The sequence below is a fragment of the Paraburkholderia sp. BR10923 genome (assembly GCF_040948765.1).
Classification (GTDB): Bacteria; Pseudomonadota; Gammaproteobacteria; order Burkholderiales; family Burkholderiaceae; genus Paraburkholderia; species Paraburkholderia youngii.
Genome location: NZ_JBFPKO010000265.1, coordinates 1 through 214, shown reverse-complemented (window position 1 = coordinate 214; position 214 = coordinate 1). Strand labels below are relative to the sequence as shown.

Here is a 214-nt window from a genome sequence, read left to right as displayed (position 1 = left end):
TCATATGGACAATGATGTTGCCGTTACTCAGGAAGTCATTTTCCTGCGTCAGATGGCCGTTCGTGAAAAACCGGTCCTGCGTCTTGGAGCCGTTGGCGGCGAACGTCGCGTACTCGGTGAGCTGGCCGTTCGGGCCGAACAGCGAGACATTCTGCGTGCCGTCCACATGGAACTCGTACTTGGTGGTGTTACCACCCTCCACGAAGTCGTAACG

1 protein-coding gene is annotated in these 214 nt (G+C 56.5%); it reads right to left on the bottom strand.

From position 1 onward, the window contains the following. Window positions 1-214 (bottom strand): hypothetical protein (locus AB3X94_RS42405; RefSeq protein WP_368614524.1); only part of this gene is annotated, 214 nt, incomplete at both ends.